The sequence below is a fragment of the Sphingomonas sp. genome, from assembly GCF_045810705.1.
Lineage (GTDB): Bacteria > Pseudomonadota > Alphaproteobacteria > Sphingomonadales > Sphingomonadaceae > Sphingomicrobium.
This window is the reverse complement of the sequence record NZ_JBJMVI010000017.1, coordinates 86,038-102,240: the sequence shown is the minus strand read 5'-3', so window position 1 is coordinate 102,240 and position 16,203 is coordinate 86,038. Positions and strand designations below refer to the sequence as shown.

17 protein-coding genes are annotated in these 16,203 nt (G+C 65.7%); 10 read left to right on the top strand and 7 right to left on the bottom strand.

Translation table 11 applies throughout. From position 1 onward, the window contains the following. Positions 1–22: 22 nt before the first annotated feature. Both ACJ8FR_RS08575 and mgtE read right to left on the bottom strand, forming a co-directional pair. Entirely contained in the window at positions 23–424 is a 402-nt protein-coding gene (locus ACJ8FR_RS08575) for a DUF1489 family protein (protein ID WP_407828212.1), read from the bottom strand. A 39-nt stretch (positions 425–463) separates the two neighbouring features. Beyond that, positions 464–1,885 carry a magnesium transporter gene (gene mgtE / locus ACJ8FR_RS08570; protein WP_407828211.1) on the bottom strand — a complete coding sequence of 474 codons (1,422 nt, stop codon included), beginning with the start codon at positions 1,883–1,885 and terminating at the stop codon, positions 464–466. A gap of 117 nt (positions 1,886–2,002) precedes the next feature. On the opposite strand from mgtE, the gene ACJ8FR_RS08565 reads away from it, so the two are divergent. The 3 genes from ACJ8FR_RS08565 to ACJ8FR_RS08555 are packed head-to-tail and all read left to right on the top strand — an operon-like array spanning position 2,003 to position 5,597. After that, a complete protein-coding gene (locus tag ACJ8FR_RS08565) occupies positions 2,003–2,470 on the top strand; it encodes a peptidylprolyl isomerase (RefSeq protein WP_407828210.1) in 468 nt (155 codons plus the stop codon). Then, entirely contained in the window at positions 2,467–3,222 is a 756-nt protein-coding gene (locus ACJ8FR_RS08560; protein WP_407828209.1) for an SDR family NAD(P)-dependent oxidoreductase, read from the top strand. Before ACJ8FR_RS08565 ends, ACJ8FR_RS08560 begins: the two co-directional genes overlap by 4 nt. 59 nt (positions 3,223–3,281) lie before the next feature. Further along, positions 3,282–5,597, top strand: a complete 2,316-nt coding sequence (locus tag ACJ8FR_RS08555) for a CDC48 family AAA ATPase (RefSeq protein ID WP_407828208.1) — start codon at positions 3,282–3,284, stop codon at positions 5,595–5,597. Here ACJ8FR_RS08555 and ACJ8FR_RS08550 read toward each other — a convergent pair. Further along, a complete protein-coding gene (locus tag ACJ8FR_RS08550; protein ID WP_407828207.1) occupies positions 5,594–6,904 on the bottom strand; it encodes an MFS transporter in 1,311 nt (436 codons plus the stop codon). The two genes, ACJ8FR_RS08555 and ACJ8FR_RS08550, sit on opposite strands and share 4 nt — an antisense overlap. 161 nt (positions 6,905–7,065) lie before the next feature. On the opposite strand from ACJ8FR_RS08550, the gene ACJ8FR_RS08545 reads away from it, so the two are divergent. Beyond that, positions 7,066–7,707 (top strand): class I SAM-dependent methyltransferase, encoded by a 642-nt coding sequence (locus ACJ8FR_RS08545; RefSeq protein ID WP_407828206.1) that lies wholly within the window; start codon positions 7,066–7,068, stop codon positions 7,705–7,707. Between the two features lie 2 nt (positions 7,708–7,709). Here the strand turns inward: ACJ8FR_RS08545 and ACJ8FR_RS08540 are convergent, their stop codons facing one another. Continuing rightward, positions 7,710–8,876 carry a phospholipase D-like domain-containing protein gene (locus ACJ8FR_RS08540; protein WP_407828205.1) on the bottom strand — a complete coding sequence of 389 codons (1,167 nt, stop codon included), beginning with the start codon at positions 8,874–8,876 and terminating at the stop codon, positions 7,710–7,712. A gap of 101 nt (positions 8,877–8,977) precedes the next feature. On the opposite strand from ACJ8FR_RS08540, the gene rpoZ reads away from it, so the two are divergent. Continuing rightward, entirely contained in the window at positions 8,978–9,319 is a 342-nt protein-coding gene (gene rpoZ / locus ACJ8FR_RS08535) for a DNA-directed RNA polymerase subunit omega (protein ID WP_407828204.1), read from the top strand. A gap of 79 nt (positions 9,320–9,398) precedes the next feature. Then, positions 9,399–10,061, top strand: a complete 663-nt coding sequence (gene pdeM, locus ACJ8FR_RS08530) for a ligase-associated DNA damage response endonuclease PdeM (protein WP_407828203.1) — start codon at positions 9,399–9,401, stop codon at positions 10,059–10,061. On the opposite strand, the gene ACJ8FR_RS08525 is transcribed toward pdeM, so the two are convergent. Further along, complete coding sequence (locus ACJ8FR_RS08525; protein ID WP_407828202.1) at positions 10,058–10,288, bottom strand: hypothetical protein; 231 nt, start codon at positions 10,286–10,288, stop codon at positions 10,058–10,060. The two genes, pdeM and ACJ8FR_RS08525, sit on opposite strands and share 4 nt — an antisense overlap. Before the next feature lie 79 nt (positions 10,289–10,367). On the opposite strand from ACJ8FR_RS08525, the gene ACJ8FR_RS08520 reads away from it, so the two are divergent. The 3 genes from ACJ8FR_RS08520 to ACJ8FR_RS08510 are packed head-to-tail and all read left to right on the top strand — an operon-like array spanning position 10,368 to position 14,259. Further along, on the top strand, positions 10,368–11,639 hold the full coding sequence (locus tag ACJ8FR_RS08520) for a dipeptidase (protein WP_407828201.1): 1,272 nt from the start codon (positions 10,368–10,370) through the stop codon (positions 11,637–11,639). A 35-nt stretch (positions 11,640–11,674) separates the two neighbouring features. Beyond that, complete coding sequence (locus ACJ8FR_RS08515; RefSeq protein WP_407828200.1) at positions 11,675–13,603, top strand: prolyl oligopeptidase family serine peptidase; 1,929 nt, start codon at positions 11,675–11,677, stop codon at positions 13,601–13,603. Beyond that, on the top strand, positions 13,600–14,259 hold the full coding sequence (locus ACJ8FR_RS08510; RefSeq protein WP_407828199.1) for an MBL fold metallo-hydrolase: 660 nt from the start codon (positions 13,600–13,602) through the stop codon (positions 14,257–14,259). The genes ACJ8FR_RS08515 and ACJ8FR_RS08510 overlap by 4 nt, the downstream gene beginning before the upstream one ends. A gap of 29 nt (positions 14,260–14,288) precedes the next feature. On the opposite strand, the gene ACJ8FR_RS08505 is transcribed toward ACJ8FR_RS08510, so the two are convergent. Continuing rightward, positions 14,289–15,131, bottom strand: coding sequence for a hypothetical protein (locus tag ACJ8FR_RS08505; protein WP_407828198.1), 843 nt, complete (start codon positions 15,129–15,131; stop codon positions 14,289–14,291). A 93-nt stretch (positions 15,132–15,224) separates the two neighbouring features. Then, positions 15,225–15,584, bottom strand: coding sequence for a hypothetical protein (locus tag ACJ8FR_RS08500; protein WP_407828197.1), 360 nt, complete (start codon positions 15,582–15,584; stop codon positions 15,225–15,227). A 271-nt stretch (positions 15,585–15,855) separates the two neighbouring features. On the opposite strand from ACJ8FR_RS08500, the gene ACJ8FR_RS08495 reads away from it, so the two are divergent. Continuing rightward, on the top strand, positions 15,856–16,131 hold the full coding sequence (locus ACJ8FR_RS08495) for a hypothetical protein (RefSeq protein ID WP_407828196.1): 276 nt from the start codon (positions 15,856–15,858) through the stop codon (positions 16,129–16,131). The last annotated feature ends 72 nt before the right edge of the window (positions 16,132–16,203 follow it).

The window sequence follows — 16,203 nt, the reverse complement described above, 5'->3', positions numbered from 1 at the left end:
GCCGATAGCGTCGGCCAGCCGACTATAAAAGGGCCAGTGCGGCGAGCCGGCTGTAGAGCAGCGGCGGAAGCTCGGCGACTCCGCTGCCATCGTCATTCTCGGCCGAGCTGTTGGCCGCTTCGAGGTAGCGCCAGCCCTGGTGCGCGCGCTTCGGGCTCGGCGTGATCAGCTCGAGCGTGCCCGAGAGGACGATATCGATCCGCCCGTCCTTGCGGTCCTCGAAGCGCAGAATCTGCTGGCGCCCGATCAAGCGGTGCTTGACGATCCAGTGGATCGACCCGCCGATCAGTTCGTCCGCGCGCTTCGGCCTCATCCGCGTCGCCACCCGCATTTCTCCGTCATGGGTGCGTGCGGCGACGCGCTTTTCGAGCGCTTCGACCGTTCGGCAGCCGAACGCGACCTTGGTCAGATGAAGTGCCGGCACGCCTTGCAGATTGCTGCGCGGTGAAGCGAAATCAAGGACTTACCCATGCAATCCGAACAGTGCGGCAAGCCCGAGGAAGCTGAAGAACCCGGTCACGTCGGTGATTGTCGTCACGAACACGGCAGAGGAGACGGCAGGGTCGATATCCAGGCGGTCCAGAGTGACGGGGACGAGGATCCCGCCGAGGCCCGCGGCGAGATTGGTGATCACCATTGCCGCCGCCATCACCGCGCCGAGCAACGGGTAGCCGAAGATGATCGCGACACCGACCCCGATCAGCAGCCCAAGCGACAGCCCATTGGCAACCGCGATGGTCAGCTCACGCCCGAACGCCCGCAGCGTATTCGATTCGGTCAGCTGGTTGGTGGCGATCGCGCGGACCGCCACCGCCAGCGTCTGCGTACCGGCATTGCCGCCCATCCCGGCGACGATCGGCATGAGCACGGCGAGCACCGCATATTTGCCGATCTCGCCCTGGAACAGGCTGACGACGCTCGCCGCGATGATTGCCGTGCCGAGGTTGATGACGAGCCAGAACAGGCGGCGCCGAATCGTGAGCGGCACCGGCTCGTTGATGTCGCCCTCGCCCGCACCGGATAGCAGCAGGACGTCCTCGCCCGCTTCCTCCTGGATGATGTGGACGATGTCGTCGACAGTGATCATGCCGACCAGGCGGCCGGCGTCGTCGATGACCGCAGCGGAGACGAGCGCATATTTCTGGAAGCGCAGCGCGACGTCTTCCTGGTCCATGTCGACCGGGATCAAGGCCTGCTCGCGTTGCATGACGTCGCCGATCAGCGTCGTCCGCGGGGTTCTCAATATGGTCGAGAGCTTGCACGTTCCCACCGGGTGATGATCAGGGCTGACGACGAACACTTCCCAGAAGTCGGTCGGCAGGTCGGCGGTCGAACGCAAATAATCGATCACCTGGCCGACGTTCCAATGTTCGGGCACCGCGCACAGGTCGCGCTGCATCAGGCGCCCGGCGGATTCCTCGGGATAGCTCAGCGCTTCCTCGACCGCCGCGCGGTCGTCGGGCTCCATCGCCCTCAGCACCGCCTGTTGGTCGTCGCGGTCGAGGTCTTCGATCAGCGCGACCGCGTCGTCGGTCTCGAGCTGGCCGGCGATGTCCGCGACCTGCTGCGGCTCCATCTCGTCGAGCAGGCCCTCGCGGACATAGTCGTTCATTTCCGCGAGCACGTCCGGGCTGATGATCCCGGCAAGCGCCTTGACCAGGCCTTCGCGCTCGTCGCGCGCGGCGAGCTCGATCAGGTCGGCGACGTCGGCCGGATGGAGCGGCTGGACGAGCCGCCGGGCCGTTTCATCATCGCCGGCGTCGACCGCGTCGAGCACCCTGTCGACGAACTCCGGGCGCAGGCGGTCTTCTTCGTCGATGGCGCGGTTGTGGCCCGGGTTGGATTCCGCCAGCAGATCGGGGGCGATGCGGTCATCATCGGACATGACGCTCCCCTTCGCTAAACGCGGCGGCGCCACTCCTATGGACGGCGCCGCTCTGGCGCAACCGGTGCCGGATGCCTAAATCGCGCATCTCCTGAAGCTTTGACCCGGAGTTTTCCAATGGCCGATGCCGACCGCCTGACGCTTTCCCTCTCGACCGGCGGCGACGTCGTCATCAAGCTCCGTCCCGATCTCGCCCCGGGGCACGTCGAGCGCATCGCCGACCTCACCAACAGCGGTTTCTACGACGGCGTCGTGTTCCACCGGGTGATCCCCGGCTTCATGGCCCAGGGCGGCGACCCGACGGGCACCGGCTATCACGGCTCCGATTTGCCGAACCTCAAGGCGGAATTTTCGGAAGCGCCGCACAAGCGCGGGGTGCTGTCGATGGCGCGCTCGCAGAACCCCGACAGCGCCAACAGCCAGTTCTTCATCGTGACCGCGGATTCGCCCTTCCTCGACCGCCAGTACACGGTGTGGGGCGAGGTCGAGAGCGGCATGGAACATGTCGACGCGCTCCCGGTCGGCGAGCCACCGCGCGAGCCCGGCAAGATCGTCAAGGCGACGGTGTCGAAAGCCGGCGAGTGAACAAAGTCGCGCTCGTCACTGGGGCGTCGGCCGGGCTCGGGGTCGAGTTCGCGCGCCAGCTGTCGAAGAGCGGCCACAGGCTGGTGCTTGCCGCGCGGCGCAAGGAACGGCTGGAAGAGCTCGCGCGCGAGCTCGGCAACGCCCGGACAATCGCGATCGACCTGTCGACCAAGGGCGCCACGGCCAAGCTGCTCGCCGATCTCGAGGCGAACGGCGAGAGCGTCGACTTGCTGGTCAATAATGCCGGTTTCGGCCTGATCGGCCGCTTCGCCGAGCTCGATGCCAGGCGCCAGCGGCAGATGATCGACCTCAATGTCGGGACCCTCACCGACCTGTGCCGCGCCGTCGCGCCAGCGATGATCGCCCGGCGGTCGGGCGCGATCCTCAATGTCGCCTCGACCGCCGCCTTCCAGGCTGGGCCGAAGATGGCGGTCTATTTCGCTACCAAAGCGTTCGTCCTGTCGTTGAGCGAGGCGCTGCACGAGGAACTGAAGCCGTACGGGATCAAGGTCAGCTGCCTGTGCCCGGGGCCGACGCGGACCGAGTTCGGCGAGGTCGCGGGCTTCGGCGGCAATGGCATGTTCGACAAGGTCGCGATGACCGCTGCCGACGTCGTCGAAGCGGGCCTTAACGGTCTCCACAAGAACAGGGCGGTCATCATTCCCGGCCTGCTCAACAAGGCCGTCGCGATGAGTACGCGTTTCGCTCCGCGCTCGACCGTCCGCAGGATCGCCGGAGCAATTAAGTATTGACCGGCATTGCAAACCGCGCCGCCGTTGCGCACCCGCGGGAGCGCGCCTGAGGAGACGACATGCCTGAAGCCGACACCATCGACCGCGTGAAATCGCGCAAGGTCCAGGTCGCGAGCCTGCCGCCGGCGGACAGCGGCCGCGGATTCGCCCGCCTACCTGAAAAGCTGATGGAGGAGCTGAGCCTCAATGAAGGCGACGTGATCGAGATCGTCGGCAAGCGCTCGACCGCCGCCCGCGCCATCCCGCCCTACGGCGAAGACGAGAATATCGACATCATCCGCCTCGACGGCCTCCAGCGCGCCAATGCGGGCGTCGGCTCGGGCGATTTCGTCGAGGTGCGCAAGGCCGATTCGCAGCCGGCGACGCGCGTCGTGTTCGCGCCCGCCCAGCCCAACGTGCGCCTGCAAGGCTCCGCCGAAGCCTTGAAGCGCACTTTCGCCGGCCGGCCTCTGGTCGAGGGCGACACGGTCGCCACCGCCGGGCACCAGCGGATCAACGCCGACATGCCCGACCACATCCGCCAGCTGCTCAACGCGCCCGCCTTCGCGCTGCAAGAGCTTCGGCTGGTGGTGGTCACGGCCTTGCCCAAGGGCATCGTTCATATCGACGCCAACACGGCGATCGAGCTGCTGCCTGAATATGCCGCGCGAGACGGCGAAGGACAGCGCCGCGCCGACGTCACCTACGACGATCTCGGCGGGATGCGCGACACGATCGACGCGCTGCGCGAGATGGTCGAGCTCCCGCTCCGCCATCCCGAACTGTTCCAGCGCCTCGGGGTCGACCCGCCCAAGGGCGTGCTGCTCCACGGCCCGCCCGGCACGGGCAAGACCTTGCTCGCCCGCGCGGTCGCCAACGAAAGCGAAGCCAAATTCTTCCACATCGCCGGCCCGGAGATCATGGGCTCGGCCTATGGCGAGAGCGAACGGCGGCTGCGCGAGCTGTTCGAGCAGGCGGCGCAGAGCGCGCCCTCGATCATCTTCATCGACGAACTCGATTCGATCGCGCCCAAGCGCGGGCAGGTCACCGGCGAAGCCGAAAAGCGCCTCGTCGCGCAGCTGCTGACCCTGCTCGACGGGATCGAGCCGCGCCAGAATACGGTTGTGATCGGGGCGACCAACCGCCCCGAAGCGCTCGACGAGGCGCTGCGCCGCCCGGGCCGCTTCGACCGCGAGATTGTCGTCGGCGTCCCCGACCAGCCCGGCCGGCGCGAAATCCTCGGCATCCACACCCGCGGCATGCCCCTTGCGCCCGACGTCGACCTCGACGATCTCGCGCGGCGCACGTTCGGCTTCGTCGGCGCGGACATTGCGGCCCTGACGCGCGAAGCCGCGCTCGAGGCGGTGCGGCGGATCATGCCCAAGCTCAACCTCGCCGACGCAGCGATCCCGACCGAGATTCTCGATGCGCTGTCGGTGGAGGACCGCGACTTCGAAAATGCGCTGAAGCGCGTCCAGCCCTCGGCGATGCGCGAGGTGATGGTCGAAGCGCCGACCGTCCGCTGGGACGATGTCGGCGGCCTCGACCAGGCACGCGACCGGCTGCGCGAGGGTGTCGAGCTTCCGCTCAAGCATCCCGAGGCCTTCCGCCGGCTCGGCATCCGTCCGGCCAAGGGCTTCCTGCTCTATGGTCCGCCGGGGACCGGCAAGACGCTGCTCGCCAAGGCCGCGGCGCGCGAGGCGGAGGCGAACTTCATCGCCACCAAATCGTCTGACCTGCTCAGCAAATGGTACGGCGAGAGCGAGCAGCAGATCGTCCGCCTGTTCAACCGTGCACGGCAGGTCGCGCCGACGATCATCTTCTTCGACGAGCTCGACAGCCTCGTTCCCGCGCGCGGCGGCGGCCTCGGCGAGCCCCAGGTCACGGAACGCGTGGTCAACACCATCCTCTCGGAGATGGACGGCCTCGAGGAGCTGCAGAACGTCGTCGTGATCGGCGCCACCAACCGGCCGACGCTGATCGATCCGGCGCTGCTCCGTCCCGGCCGCTTCGACGAGCTGATCTATGTCGGCGTGCCCGACACGGCCGGCCGGCGGCGGATCCTCGCCATCCATACCGAGGGCATGCCGCTCGCCGACGACGTCGATCTCGAGAAGATCGCGCAGCGTACCGACCGGTTCACCGGCGCCGACCTCGAGGATCTGGTCCGCCGCGCGGGCCTGACGGCGCTGCGCCGCGGGCTGGACACGGGCAAGGTGACGATGGCCGATTTCGATGTCGCGGTGGGCGAGACCCGCGCCTCGGTCACGCCCGAGATGCTCGAGGAATATGAGCAGATCGAGGAGACGCTGAAGAGCGAGGCGACGCGGCCGATGGGCGGCATCGGCTTCGTTCTTCCCGGCATGCTTCGGCCCAAGACCGGCGGCAAGCCCTAGTCGGCGAGGCGGCTTCGGCCGACCGACGCAAGCGCGAGGAGCAGCAGCGCGAAAGCCGCGAACGGCAGGTCGTGATTCCAGCCGTAAAGGCCAATGCCGAGCGCGGGCGCGAGGACATAGCTGATCCCGTTCGCCGACGTGATCACGCCGGCGACACCGCCTTGCTCGGCCAGCGGCACAGCTAGTGACGCTCCCGCGGTGAACCCCGGCCGCGTGAAGCCGAATCCGAGCGATGCGACCGCGAAGCCAATGGTGATGCCGTACAGGTCCTGCGACAGCATCGTTCCGACCAATCCGGCGGCTGCGATGAGTGCGCCCCACAAGATGAGCGGCCGCGGCCCAAGGCCGAGCCGCGGGATCAGCCCCCATTGCGCGCCGAGAGTCGCCGCGGCCCCGGCCATCAGCACGATCGCGATCGAACCTTCCGAGCCCGATGCACGAAGGTGCAGCCGGTCGATGATGAAAAAGCCGATGCAGGTGAGGGTCGCGGCTTGCGCGTGGCCGGCGACGACTCCGGCGACGATCCACGGCTTGATGCGCGGGTCCGTCCAGCTCAGCCGCTTGTGCCGGCGCGGCGCAGTCGCCGCCGTCACGCTGGCGCCCGTCGGCGGGCTGGCCAGCGACGGGTAGCTCATCGCCGCGCCATGGCCGGCGCGCTGCCCGGCGCGGTCGTTGGGCAGCCACAGCGCGACCGAAGTGACTACGGCGAGGCCGATCAGCGCGAAGGCAAACAGCGGTCCGGCGAGCCCGAGCACCGGCAACACGAACAACGGAGCGACGGCGGGGCCGATGATCGTCCCCAGCCCGAACGACGACGACAATGCCGACAGCGCCGCGACCCGCCCGCTGCGCCTGGTCCTGGACGCGAGATAGGCCTGCGTCGCCGACGGCGTCGCGCAGCCGAAGCCGCCGTAGATCGCGCGGAACACCGCGAACAGCGAGAAGGTCAGCGCACCGCTGATCCAGCCGTGCAATCCGCTGAACAAAGCAATGCCGCACAACATCATCGACACGATGAAGCCGCTGACCCCCATGATGGTCAGCGTCTTGCGGCCGTGGTGGTCGCTTTTCTCGGCCCAATAAGGCGCGAGCAGCACCCACAGCACCGCCGACCAGGTGTACGCGATGGCGACGTAGAAATCCTTGATCCCGATCTCGCGCCCGATCGCCGGCATGACCGACTGCAGCGCGGTATTGCCGGCGGCGGCGACCAGCATCGCCGCATAGAGCAAAAGGAAATGTCCCGGGGCCAGCGCGGTTGCGCCGACGCCGCGGTTGCGCGCGATCGAAGCCACGACATTGCGCATACGGAGCGCGGCGGCGAAGCGGAACCTCTTCGTCGCAATAATCGCGCTATTCGCAGAACGCGCCGGCGACGGACGGCCGATTGTAACGTTAGGGAAGCTTGCCAAGCCGCGGCGCATTTGCCAACGCTCCGCGCCTCGACTGCCCCCGCTACGGAGCATCCATGCCTACTTCTTCCGCGCGCACGCTGAAAGGCCCTCGCCGACTGCAGCGCCGCCGCGACCGCAGATCCCCGAGCCCGCACTGGCAGTTCCTGCGCGGGTTCATCAAGAACCCGGTGATGGTCGGCTCGATCATTCCGTCGAGCCGCGTGCTGATCGACAAGATGCTCGATCCGGTCGACTGGGAAAACACCAGGCTGTTCGTCGAATATGGACCCGGAGTCGGCACGTTCACCAAGCCCCTGCTCCAGCGTTTGGCGCCGGACGCAACCTTGGTGACGATCGACACAAACGCGGACTTCACTCACTATCTCAAGGAGCGGATCGACGACCCGAGGCTGGTCGCCGTCACCGGCTCCGCCGCCGACGTTGAAAAGATCCTCAACGACCGGAATCTCGGGTCGGCCGATTATGTGCTCTCCGGCCTGCCCTTCTCGACCCTGCCTCCGGGGGTCGGCAAAGACATTGCCGAAGCGACCGCCAAGGTGATCCGGCCCGGCGGTGCCTTCCTCGTCTATCAGTTCAGCCCCAAGGTGCTGGACTTCATCAAACCCTACTTCGCTTCGATCAAGCGCGGCTTCGAATGGGTCAATGTCCCGCCCGCCACCTTGTTCTGGGCCTACAAGGGCGAATCCATCGCCTAGCGCTAGCGCTCGGCACGGAAGTTGAGCCGCCGCGTCACCGTATAATCCATGATGTTCACGAGGAAGTGGGACAGCGCCCACTTCAGCCGCCGCCACATATTTGCACGGCGCCGGTGCAGCTCGGGCGTGATCCATTTTGAATCCGCGAGCTCGCGCTCGACATAGCCGCGCATCGCCTCGGCGAACCCCGCATCCTTGATCCGCAGCATGACCTCCATGTTGATGTAGAGGCTGCGGTAATCGAAGTTGGACGAACCGATGTGGACAACGTCGTCGACGATCGCGAGCTTGGTGTGCAGCCTGGCGGGCTGGTATTCGTACATCTCGACGTGGCGGCGGAGCAGCCGGCTGTAGCTGCTGCGCGCTGCCGCGATGGTCGCATTGTTGTCCGACTTGGCGGCGGTGATGATCCGCGCCCGGCCGCGGCGCCCAAGCCGCCCGATCCGCCGAAGCATCGCCGAGGGCGGCGCGAAATAAGCGAAGATCATGTCGAGCCGGTGCCCGCTCCGGATGTCGCGGCCGATGCTCCGCCACCAGCTGTTGCGCATGCTCAAGGGGCCGCTGAACTTCCACTGCAGCGGCCCGCGCCACTCGCTAAATTCAGCGAGCCGCCGCCGCGCGTAATTGAGGCTCGGCCTGCGCCGCGTCACCCAGCGGAACAACGTGTCGAAGTAGCGGCCCGGCATCGCCGCCTCCGGTCCGTCGAGGCGCAACCACAGGTCGCGCCAATGCTCCGGCCCGCGATCGTTCATGTACGTGTCGTCGATATTCGCGCCGCCGATGATCACGGTTTGGCCGTCGATCACGACCAGCTTCTGGTGATTTCGCAGAAGGTAACGGCGCCCATAGCTCGGGTTGAAGACGCATTCTTCGCCGCCCGCCCGATTGAGAGCGGCGAAGAAGTCCCGTGCCGCGTCGGATCCGAAGCCGTCGATCAGCAGTTGCACCGCGACCCCTCGCGCCGCGGCTTCGACCAAAGCATCGCGTACCCGCTCGCCGACGCTGTCGGTGTTGAACATGTACATCAGCATCTTGATCGAATGCTGCGCGCCGCCGATCAGCTCGAGCAACAGGGCGAGCCGTGCGGCGCCGCTCTCGATCAGCTCGAGGCGGTTGCCGGCGACCTCGGCGCGGATTGGAGGCCTGGTCACGGGCGGCTGGTCGGCCATGCAGCCGCTTTCCTTGACTTTTCGGGACCCTGCAAGCTATTGCCGACCCCTTCCTGAAATCCCATATTCCCTGGCAACGGAATAGCTTTGCGGAGCGACTGATGGCGCGCGTTACGGTTGAAGATTGTGTCGACAAGATCCCCAACAGGTTCGACCTGGTCCTGATGGCCGCGCAGCGGGCGCGCCAGATCTCGGGCGGAGCCGACCTCACCATTGACCGCGACCGCGATAAGAACCCGGTCGTGGCGCTGCGCGAGATCGCCGAAGTCATGGTCAAGCCGGCGCACCTCGAGGAAGCGATTATCACCAACCTCCAGAAGGTTCGGATCGACGAGGAAGACGAGACGGAAGAACTGGCGTCGCTGAGCGAGGCCGCCGAGGCGCTGCGCCTGACGGCCGCCGCTCCGCCGCGTCCGACCCCGTCGGGCGGGGACTACGAGTAAGCGAGGCGCGCAACCTGTCCGGGGGACAGGCGAGCACATCGCTCTAGATTGACCGCCGGGCCGGCGTTACAGCTGGCTCATGGTTCCCTTTTCGTTCGCAGGTGAAACGTTCGCGGCTACGGCCTCGGGCGCGCTGTTCTGGCCTTCGCGCCAGGCGCTGCTGGTCGCCGACCTGCACCTCGAAAAGGCGAGCTGGTTCGCGCGCGGGGGCCGGTTCCTTCCGCCCTACGATTCGCACGCCACGCTGACCGCGCTTGCCGCCGAGGTCGAGCGGACCGGCGCGCACCGGCTCTATTGTCTCGGCGACAGCTTCCACGATCGCTTCGGCTGCGACCGGCTCCAGCCGAGCGCCCGCGAACTGCTCACCGGCCTCACGTCAAAGCTCGACTGGACGTGGATCGTCGGCAACCACGATCCGGGCTTCGCCGACCATTGCGGCGGGCGCATCGCGGACGAGGCCGAGGTCGGCGGGATCATCCTTCGCCACGAGGCCGTTCGCGACGAGCCGCGGCCCGAGATTTCGGGCCATTTCCATCCCAAGCTCCGGGTCCACCTGCGCGGCCGTCAGGTGTCGCGGCGATGCTTTGTCGCCTCGGCGACCAAGATCATCATGCCGGCGTTCGGATCGCTGACCGGCGGGCTCGACGCGCACCATCCTGAAATCCTCGGCCATGTCGGCGGACAGGCCGCCGCGCTCGTCCCCGTGTCCAACCGCCTGCTGCGCTTTCCGCTCGCGGCCTAAGCCGGCTTCACTTCGATCGCCATCGCGCCGGTCGGCGACAGCAACAGCCGTGCGATCGCCGGCCGCCGCTTGCCGAAGGTCGCCGCTTGCAGCTCGTTGCGCGCCGCGTGGCGATCGAACTTGAAGCCTTGCGCTTCGGCCGAGGCCGTCAACCGGTCGAGGTGCGTATCGAGGTCGGCGATGCCCTCCTCGGGGTCGAATTTCATCGTCTCTTCGAGGTCGCTCATCGCGGCCTTTCATCCACGGCTGTGCGACAAAGGACAAGCGCAGATTGCGCGAAGTCACCGCTGTTCCTAAACCTTGACGATGACCATCAAAGCCGCGCTGCTCCTCACCGCCGCCATGCTTATCGCCTCTCCAGCCACTGCGCAGCGGATCGACGCGAGGACCCAGGCGCGGATCGACCGCATCCTCAAGGCGACGCCGCTGATCGACGGGCACAACGACATCGCCGAGCAGCTGCGCGAGAATTACGGGATGAAGATCGAGGGCCTCGCCAGCGGCACCGACCAGTGGAAGCCCAAGCCGTTGATGACCGACATGGCGCGGCTTCACCAGGGCCGCGTCGGCGCGCAATTCTGGTCGGTCTATATCCCGTCCGAAGTCACCGGCGACGCCGCGATCCGCGAGACGATCGAGCAGATCGACATCGTCAAGCGGATGGTCAAAGCCTATCCCAACGACCTCGCCCTTGCCGGCACCGCCGACGACATCGTCCGCGTCCACAAGACCGGCCGGGTGGCCTCGCTGATCGGAATCGAAGGCGGACATCAGATCGGCGGCAATCTCGCCGCGCTGCGCCAATTCTACGAGCTTGGCGCGCGCTACATGACGCTGACGCATTTCAAGAACAACGAGTTCGCCGACAGCGCGACCGACGACCCCAAATATCACGGGATCAACGCGTTCGGCCGCGCGGTCATCCACGAGATGAACCGCCTCGGCATGCTGGTCGACTTGAGCCACGTCTCGCCGGAAACGATGCGCGACGCGCTCAAGGTGACGCGAGCCCCCGTGCTGTTCACGCATAGCGATGCGCGGGCGCTTTCGGATCATCCGCGCAATGTCCCGGACGATGTTCTGACGCTGACTGCCGCAAACGGCGGCGTGGTCATGGTCAACTTCTACATGGGCCACCTGTCGGAGCCGTATCGTCAATGGAGTGCGGCGAAGGCTGCCGAGGACGCGCGGCTCAAGTCGCTGTTTGTCGGCCAGCCGGAGCGGCGCGATTCGGCGATGAAGCAATGGGGTTCAGCACACCCGGCGCCCACCGCCGACGTGGGCCTGATTGCAGATCACATCGAACATGTGGCGAAGGTCGCAGGCTATGATCATGTCGGCATCGGCGGCGACCTCGACGGCATCGATCCTGACGAAGCGCCTGCCGGCATGAACAGCGTCAGCGGCTATCCCCTGCTGTTCGCCGAGTTGATCCGCCGCGGCTGGTCCGACGCGAACCTCGCCAAATTGGCCGGCGGCAACGTGCTGCGGGTGATGCGCCGGGCCGAAGCCATTGCCGCCTCGATGAAGAATGAGCCGCCATCGATGGCAACGCTTTCCGGCCAGCCCGGCAAATAGCCATCGCGCGAACTTTCAAAAACGGGAGACCATCGTTGCGTTCGATCCGCCTTGCCGCCGCCGTCACCGTGCTGCTTGCAACCGCCGCCTTGGCCGAGGCGCCCAAGCCGGCCGCGATCACGGTCGAGAACGTGCCGCCGATCTCGGACGATCTTGCCGCGGCGACCCGCCCCTATCTCGAATATCGCACGGCCGCGTTCGACGGCTGGAACAGCGCAACCCGATCGATGCTCATTGCCACCCGCTTCGGCAGCACCAGCCAACTCCACCTGGTCGCGACCGCGGGCGGAATGCGGCGGCAGGTCAGTTTCGAGGAGGAGCCTGTTGGCGGGCACCCGTCGCCCGCCGGCGACGTGATCGTCGCCGTCAAGGACGTTGGCGGCGGCGAATTCTTTCAGCTGTACACGCTCAAGGACGGCCGCCTGACGCTCTTGACCGATGGCAAGAGCCGCAACGATTTCGGGGCGTGGGACAAGGAAGGGCGGCTGATCGGCTACAGCTCGACGCGCCGCGACGGCACCGACACCGACCTCTACGTCATGGACCCCCGCGACCGCTCGAGCGATCGGCTCATCGCGCAGGTCCACGGCGGCGGCTGGAACTTCGCCGATTTCGCGCCCGGCGGCCGGCAGGCGGTGGTCGTCAATTCGCAGTCGATCACCAATTCCGACCCCTATCTGCTCGACGTCGCGAGTGGTCGGCTGACAGCGATCGGCAATGTGAAGAAAGACATCAATTACGGGACGGTCCGGTTCGCGCCCGACGGTAGCCTATGGGCGACGTCGGACGAGAACAGCGACGTGCTGCGGCTCGGCCGCCTCGATCCCCGCAGCGGGCGTTTCGCCCCGGTCTCGCCCGCGTCGCACTGGGACGTCGAGGATTTCGACATCGGCAAGGATGGCCGCACGATCGCCTTTACGGTGAACGAAGCGGGCAGCAGCCGGCTGTTCCTGCTCGACGTCGCGAGCGGACAGGTGCGCCCGGTAAGCGCCCTGCCCGCCGGCGTCATCAGCGGCCTGGAATTCGCGCCGTGGGGGCCGCTCGGCTTCTCGCTCGATTCGGCGCGCAGTCCTAGCGATGTGTTCTCGCTCGATCCCGCAACGCTGGCGGTGACCCGGTGGACGGCGAGCGAAACCGGGGGGCTCGATCCAACCGCCAATGCGGAGCCGCAGCTGATCGAGATCAAAAGCTTCGACGGCGAGCCGGTTTCGGGCTTGCTCTATCGGCCCGACCCACGTCGTTTCCCCGGGCCGCGGCCGCTGATCGTCAGCATCCACGGCGGGCCCGAGGGCCAGTCACGGCCGGGGTTCCTCGGCCGCAACAATTATCTGATCAATGAGCTCGGCATCGCCATCTTCTACCCCAACGTCCGCGGCTCGACCGGCTACGGCAAGCGCTTCGTCGGCCTCGACAACGGCCCATGGCAGCGGGAGAACAGCGTCAAGGACATCGGACCCTTTCTCGACCGGCTGGCGGCGGACCCGGCGATCGATCCCAAGCGAATCGCGGTCACCGGCGGCAGCTACGGCGGCTACATGTGCTATGCCTCGTCGATCTTCTATGCGCGGCGGCTTAAGGGCTCGGTGTGCATCGTCGCGGTGTCGGGCTTCGTCAGCCTGCTCGAGCACACCGAAAGCTACCGCCGGGACTTGAGGCGCGTCGAATATGGCGACGAGCGCGACCCCAGGCAGCGCGCCAAGCTGCTCGAGATTTCCCCTCTCCGGCGAGCAAGCGAGATCCGCGACCCGCTATTTGTCGTCGCCGGTTTCAACGATCCGCGCGTTCCCAAGTCCGAGGCCGACCAGATGGTGAAGGCCGTCCGCGCGACCGGCAACCCGGCCTGGTACATGGTCGCCGCCAATGAGGGACACGGCTACAAGAAGAAGGAAAATCTCGACTATCAATTCTGGTCGACCGTGCAGTTCTGGAAGACCAACCTGCTTGGGCCCGAGCCGGCAAGATGAGCGAGCCGCCGCTGAAGGCAGCGATCATCCCGGTGACGCCGCTGCAGCAGAATTGCACCTTGCTGTGGTGCACGGCGACGATGCGCGGCGCCTTCGTCGATCCCGGCGGCGACCTGCCGCGGCTCAAGGCGGCCGCGACGCAGGCCGGCGTGACGATTGAGAAGATCCTCCTGACCCACGGTCATATCGACCATTGCGGCGGCGCTGGCATTCTCGCCGAGGAGCTTGGCGTCCCCATCGAAGGCCCGCACGAGGCCGACATTTACTGGATCAGCCGGCTCGCCGACGACGGCGCCAAGTACGGCATCGCGGGCCGGTCGTTCGAGCCGTCGCGGTGGCTGGCGGACGGCGACCAGGCGAGCGTCGGCGAGCTCACCTTCGACGTCCGCCACTGCCCCGGCCACACGCCCGGTCACGTCGTCTTCCACCATCCCGAATCCAGGTTCGCGCTGGTCGGCGACGTGCTGTTCCGCGGCTCGGTCGGGCGCTGGGATTTCCCGCACGGCGACCAGCAGCAGCTCATCCGCTCGATCACCACGCGCCTGTGGCCGATGGGCGACGACACCGCGTTCGTCCCGGGCCACGGACCGATGTCGACGTTCGGCCACGAGCGGCGAACCAACCCATTCGTCGGCGATGCGGCGCTAGCAGCCTAAGCTTGCCTGGTTTGGGTGGAAAGCTGACATTACTGCTTTATCTGATCTGACACATTTTCAATTGTCCCGTTCTCGACCTTCCAAAACGAGCGGGGTTCGATGATGCCGACGACAACAGGCACGCCGACATAATATTGCTCCAGGACGTGAATTTCAGTCGGTTGTGCGTCCATGCTGTGTGTCAGGAACATCATGGCTACCGAACTGTCGGCAGTCATCCGAGGCTTGGTCATGTTGAGGCAAGAACGGGTGAATGCTCTCGCAAGCTTGGTTCGTCCGTCCGCGCCAATATCGATTTCATAATGTCCGCCAAACGGGAAACTGCCAGCTTCCGTCTGAGGTGTAAGGAAATAGACTGGGATTGTGCCGTCCAGTTGTGGGGGGAGAACAATCGTGTTGAAATGTGAATTGGTGCACGGACGCCAGTCCGGGTGGTGGCTCAGCTCAACCCAGGCGGCACGAAGAGCACGCGCCATGTGTAAAGCTGGCTCTTTGAGCATTGGCTCAGCGGTCATGGCATAGACGATCGCTCTGCTTACGGTTTGTCCGTTCACATCCGCTGCATAAACAACGTGGTCAGCCGCAGCGTTCTTGCCGAAGTAATCAACATGGAAGCCGTCGCGCACGGGCGTCACAATCCAACCGCCGACCTCGGGACCGCGCTCATGCGGCAGGCGAGTAACGATGTCGTCGCTCGTCACCCAAGCGGCGCCGTCATAGAGATACATGGTCCGTCCGCGATCGATGGCGCTCTGAATAGGGCTTTGCAGCGCCGCAGGAGCCGATTGAGGTGCTTCCGCGGAAGCCGCATTTCCGTGCGCGCCCAAAGCAAGCAAAAACACAACTGACTCGCAAATGCCCCGCAGCCGCATGGCCGCTCTCCCCTATCTAACCGAGCACCATCAAGAGACGGCCTAGGGTATTTGAAGTCAAGCTCATGTCCGCAATGGGTCGAAAGCAGACATTCAATCGGCGCTACGGCGGCGGGTGATCATCCCGAGATTGAAGGCCGCACCGAACCCTAAATCCATGAACATGCGAGCTGCCACTAAATAGACCAGCGCCTGGACGCAGTAGTTCGCGCCCCGCCCCACCGCAGCCGTCACAGCAATGGCGAGGAACACCAAAACCATCGCCCCAAAAAGGCCGACCCGCGCCAAGAGCCACAGGCGTATCCACGGCTGGAGCGCGCGAGGAATGAAATCATCGTCTTTCGGTTGACTTGGAAGGTAGCCGACCAATCGAAGCCGGGAAATACCGGCGACAACCCATGCCAGCGACACCGCCAACAGGGGCCACACGATGTATCCAATGATCGCACCCATAGAGGGGCGGAGGAGCCACGCAACCGCCACCGCGACCGCAGCTGAAGCGAGGGCTATGCCAGCAGTCGCGCGATAGAGCGTAGCTTTCGGAACTGCTTGCGCGGTCGCCCTCAAAACAGCCCTCATGGGTCTAGATTATCGCGATGGCTAATGTCTGCAATGGGTGGAATGCCGACATTAGCCAAACTACCGTGATTCGGTGGAGCGAGACACCGTCACACTGTGGAGACCCGTAGGTCCTGAGGAGCTTCGATTAATTGAAGCGACGGGCATGAAGCAGTTTCCACCGCGCCTCCCCGAACAGCCCATCTTCTACCCCGTGACAACCGAAGAGTACGCCGTGAAGATTGCGCGAGACTGGAACGTCCCGGCGAGCGGCTCAGGGTTCGTTACCCGCTTCGAAGTGCGACGCGACTTCCTTGCGCACTACGACATTCAAGAGGCAGGAGGCAGCATGCACCATGAGTATTGGATACCGGCTGAAGATGTGGATGCCTTCAATGCGGCCATCGTGGGAGCGATCGAGGTCGTCCGGTCATTCCGCTAGCGTCCGCAAAGGGTGGAAAGCAGACACAATTGCGCTAATCTTTGGCGGTGGTCTGCATTTCATCGCGACTGG